The 4,342-nt window shown below is 30.1% G+C and carries 6 protein-coding genes; all 6 read left to right on the top strand.

Annotation, left to right across the window (positions count from 1 at the left end; genetic code table 11):
* Positions 1 to 228: helix-turn-helix domain-containing protein (locus J2Z38_RS10425; RefSeq protein WP_233463534.1), on the top strand; the 228-nt coding region annotated here is incomplete at its 5' end.
* A 3-nt stretch (positions 229 to 231) separates the two neighbouring features.
* Positions 232 to 1,326, top strand: a complete 1,095-nt coding sequence (locus J2Z38_RS10420; RefSeq protein ID WP_209775236.1) for an adenine-specific methyltransferase EcoRI family protein — start codon at positions 232 to 234, stop codon at positions 1,324 to 1,326.
* Positions 1,327 to 1,336: 10 nt separating this feature from the next.
* A complete protein-coding gene (locus J2Z38_RS10415; protein ID WP_209775234.1) occupies positions 1,337 to 2,458 on the top strand; it encodes an adenine-specific methyltransferase EcoRI family protein in 1,122 nt (373 codons plus the stop codon).
* Positions 2,459 to 2,493: 35 nt separating this feature from the next.
* Positions 2,494 to 2,628: a hypothetical protein gene (locus tag J2Z38_RS10685; protein ID WP_263641987.1), complete on the top strand. Its 135-nt coding sequence runs from the start codon at positions 2,494 to 2,496 to the stop codon at positions 2,626 to 2,628.
* Complete coding sequence (locus J2Z38_RS10410) at positions 2,618 to 3,709, top strand: HNH endonuclease family protein (RefSeq protein WP_209775232.1); 1,092 nt, start codon at positions 2,618 to 2,620, stop codon at positions 3,707 to 3,709. The genes J2Z38_RS10685 and J2Z38_RS10410 overlap by 11 nt, the downstream gene beginning before the upstream one ends.
* A gap of 64 nt (positions 3,710 to 3,773) precedes the next feature.
* Complete coding sequence (locus J2Z38_RS10405) at positions 3,774 to 4,064, top strand: DUF3847 domain-containing protein (RefSeq protein ID WP_209775231.1); 291 nt, start codon at positions 3,774 to 3,776, stop codon at positions 4,062 to 4,064.
* Positions 4,065 to 4,342 lie beyond the last annotated feature (278 nt).

Below are 4,342 nucleotides of genomic sequence, written 5' to 3'. Positions count from 1 at the left end.
AATAATATGGCAATTTCTTATAAACCATTATGGCACTTATTGGTAGAAAGAGAAATGAACAAAGAAGACTTAAAAAGAGCTGCAAACATAACAAGCAATATAGTTTCAAGAATGAGCAAAAACTCTTATGTGAACTTAGAGTCATTAGAAAAGATTTGTTTGGCATTGGATTGCAGAATTGAAGATGTTATAGAGATTAGCAAATCAAAACAAGCACAAGAGGATTAAAGAATGAGTAGACAAGCTAGTAATAAAAATTTAAAAAAAGCAAGTAAAAATAAAAATGACGAATTCTATACTCAACTTGTTGATATAGAAAGAGAGTTGAAATATTATAAGGCTCATTTTAGAGATAAAGTAGTCTATTGTAATTGTGATGATCCAAGAGTAAGTAATTTTTTTAAATACTTCTATTTGAATTTCGAGTATTTGGGATTAAAAAAATTGATAGCTACTTGTTATAAAAATCAAGATATAGATTTATTTTCAATGAATGATAAGGAAGAAGCAGTATGGCTAGAATATAATGGAAATGGCAATATTGATGATTTTGATAATGTTGAAGTCAATAATCTAAAAGGAGATGGAGATTTTAGGTCTGAAGAATGTATTGAGTTACTTAAACAGGCTGATGTAGTAGTTACTAATCCACCGTTTTCGTTATTTAGAGAGTATATCGGTCAATTAGTCGAGTACGACAAAAAGTTTCTAGTAATAGGAAATATAAATTGCTTAACATATAAAGAAATATTTGCATTAATTAAAGAAAATAAAGCTTGGTTAGGCAATGGAATGGGTCGTTGGATATCTGGTTTTATAGTACCCGAACATTATGAATTATATGGAACTGAAACAAAAATTAATGAAGATGGGGAAAGAATTGTATCAACAAATAATTGTTTATGGCTTACTAATTTAGATATAGAAAAAAGGCATGATGATCTTCTTTTATATGAAAACTATACTGAGGATAAATATCCTATGTATGTAAACTATGATGCTATAAATGTTGATAAAACAAATGAAATACCAATGGACTACGATGGCATTATGGGCGTTCCAATAACATTTTTAGATAAATATAATCCAGATCAGTTTGAAATTGTAGAATTAGGAATTGTAGGAAGTTGCAATTTCAAAAACAATAAAAAAATGGAAATATTAAAGAATGGGAAGCCAACAGGAAAAATAACATACAATGCTAAAGGAACTTTGTATAGAAAGTATAATAAGTTAAAGGATAAAAAACCTCCAGCTTTTAGAGATTGTGAAACTGGAGAACTATATACAAGTATTTATGCGAGAATACTTATTAAAAGAAAGTAGGTGATTTACAATGAGTGGAAATAGTGCTTTGCATAGAGCAAATAAAGCCAAAGAAGATGAGTTTTATACGCAGTTAAGTGATATTGAAAAGGAATTAAGACATTATAAAAATCACTTTAAGGATAAAGTAGTATTTTGTAATTGTGATGATCCCTATGAAAGCAATTTTTTTAAATACTTTGCTAATAATTTTAATCATCTTGGTTTAAAAAGATTAATAGCTACTTGCTATGGTACTTCGTCTATTAAGTTCGGACAATTAAGTATATTTGATATAAATTATATTGAAGATAAAAACGAAAGTAGTCCTTATAAAGTAATCATTGATAATGTAGAAGATGTTAATAATGATGGTGCAATTGGTATTGAAGATGTTCGACAAATAATGCAACAAAATGAAAATACTGTGACACTTCTAGAGGGCGATGGAGATTTTAGGTCTGAAGAATGTATCGAGTTGCTTAACCAAGCTGATATAGTAGTTACCAATCCTCCATTCTCACTATTTAGAGAATATATCGGTCAATTAGTCGAGTACGACAAAAAGTTTATAATAATTGGAAATCAAAATGCAATAACTTATAAAGAGATATTTCCTTTAATTGCTCAAAATAAACTTTGGTTAGGTTATCATTCTGGAGATATGGAATTTCAAGTGCCAGATTATTATGAGCCAAGAAAAACAAGGTTTAGGATTGATGAGAATGGAATTAAGTGGAGAAGCATGGGAAATATATGTTGGTTTACTAATTTGGACATTGAAAAAAGGCATGAAAATATCACTTTATACAAAACATATAACGAAGAAGAATATCCTAAATATGATAATTATGACGCTATTAATGTAAATAAAGTTGCTGATATACCTGTAGATTATGACGGTGTTATGGGTGTACCAATAACATTTCTTAATAAATATAATCCAGATCAGTTTGAAATAGTTGCTTTTAGAAAAGGAAACGATGGAAAAGATTTAGTCTATTCATTAACTAATTCACTTGACAAAGAAATTGACATGAAAGATAATGCCTTAGCAAGCAAGCAAGCAAGCAAGCAAGCAAGCAAGCAAGCAAGCAAGCAAGCAAGCAAGCAAGTACAACCATACTTCAGAGTTCTCGTACGAAGAATTTAGAAACCAATTCTCAGGAAACGAGAGAGCAACCGTCAATGGAAAATTGTTATATGCAAGAGTATTTATCCGCCACATCAATTCCTGGAATGATAAAAAATGCTGAGGGGAAAATAGGTGGAAAGATAACTTATGCACGAGTTACAATAAGGAGGAAAAGGAATGAAGATTGAATTGAAAGAAATTCAAATTAGAGATGTAACAAAAGGTTACATCGATAACTCTGAAGAGGGAGTTTATGGGTTTGATGGGAAATTAAATATAAGACCAAAGTATCAAAGAGAATTTGTTTATAAGGACAAACAAAGAGATTCAGTTATTGATACTGTAACTAAGAATTTTCCGCTAAATGTTATGTATTGGGTTAAAAGTGATGATGAATGTTATGAGGTTCTCGATGGTCAACAAAGGACGATAAGTATCTGTCAATATGTTAATGGAGATTTTTCATATAATAAAAAATATTTCCACAATTTAACTAAAGATAAGCAAGATGAAATTCTTAATTATAAATTAATGATCTATATTTGTGAGGGGACTGATAGTGAAAAACTAGACTGGTTTAGAACAATAAATATAGCTGGAGAGAAACTTACGGACCAAGAATTAAGAAATGCAGTATATGCTGGACCTTGGACAACCGAAGCGAAAAAATATTTTTCAAAAACTTCATGCCCTGCATACCAAATAGCTAGTGATTATTTAAAAGGTACTTCAATAAGACAAGAATATTTAGAAACTGCATTACGTTGGATAACTGATAGAGATTCCATAGAAATTGAAGAATATATGGCTAGAAAACAGAACGAAACTAATGCAACTGAATTATGGTTATATTTTCAATCAGTTATCAATTGGGTAAAAACATTATTCACTAACTATAGAAGTGAACAAAAAGGAATTGAGTGGGGATTATTATATAATAAATATAAGCAAAATTCTTATGATCCAGTATATTTGGAAGAAAGAATAAAAGAGTTAATGCAAGATGATGATATAACAAAAAAATCTGGGATTTATGCTTATTTAATTACAGGAGAAGAGAAGCACTTAAACATTAGAGCCTTTACTCCATCAATGAAAAGAGAAGCTTATGAAAGGCAAAAAGGAATTTGCCCTATGTGTAATGAGCATTTTGAGATAAATGAAATGGAGGGCGACCATATAACTCCTTGGGTTGAGGGAGGAAAAACAAACGCAAAAAACTGCCAGATGTTATGCAAAGAATGTAACAGAAGAAAATCTTCAAAATAGAAAAAGGACGATTAGAAAAATAAAAATCTAGTCGTCTTTTTTTAATACAAGAAAGGAGATTAGTATGAAAAAATTAGAGCAAATAAGAGAAAAGTCAAAAGAAATAAAAGAAAAGATAGACGATACAGAAGAGAGATTAAGGCAACTAAAAAATCAAGAAAAAAAGATATTAAAACAAGACATAGTAAAAAGAAGAAAAGAAAGAACACATAGGCTCATAACAAGAGGAGCAATCTTAGAAAGCCTTATAGAAAATGCAGAAGAACTAACAGATGACGAAATAAAAATCCTACTAGAAGAAGCAATAGAGACGAAAGAATTTAAAGAAACACTAAGAATAATGAGAGAAAATTAGGAAAAATAAAATAACCAAATCTCCCTTAGATTTTCTAAGGGCGCAATTATACACCCTAAAGGGTGCTTGCGTGCCTTTAGAGCCAAACCCTTGCAGGGAGCAACAACCATTCGCTTTTTAAAAGTAAAGGGTAAATAAACTCGCTAAGGCTCGCCCTTGACTTTTAAAATTTGAAATGAACAAAACAATTAAGCCGACATACTGAAACAACAAAAATTAATTCAGTAGTCGGCTTTTTCTATTCTATCATTTCAAAACGCTCATTCACAAAGTGGATA

Source organism: Anaerococcus degeneri (genome assembly GCF_017874475.1).
In the GTDB taxonomy this organism is placed as follows: Bacteria; Bacillota; Clostridia; order Tissierellales; family Peptoniphilaceae; genus Anaerococcus; species Anaerococcus degeneri.
Note: the sequence above shows the minus strand (reverse complement) of the source record. Positions and strands in the feature narration are given on the sequence as shown.

Excerpts from the sequence above, each read along its gene's own strand:
- J2Z38_RS10420 (WP_209775236.1), top strand. The coding sequence starts at position 232 with ATGAGTAGACAAGCTAGTAATAAAAATTTAAAAAAAGCAAGTAAAAAT.
- J2Z38_RS10415 (WP_209775234.1), top strand. The coding sequence starts at position 1,337 with ATGAGTGGAAATAGTGCTTTGCATAGAGCAAATAAAGCCAAAGAAGAT.
- J2Z38_RS10685 (WP_263641987.1), top strand. The coding sequence starts at position 2,494 with ATGGAAAATTGTTATATGCAAGAGTATTTATCCGCCACATCAATTCCT.
- J2Z38_RS10410 (WP_209775232.1), top strand. The coding sequence starts at position 2,618 with ATGAAGATTGAATTGAAAGAAATTCAAATTAGAGATGTAACAAAAGGT.
- J2Z38_RS10405 (WP_209775231.1), top strand. The coding sequence starts at position 3,774 with ATGAAAAAATTAGAGCAAATAAGAGAAAAGTCAAAAGAAATAAAAGAA.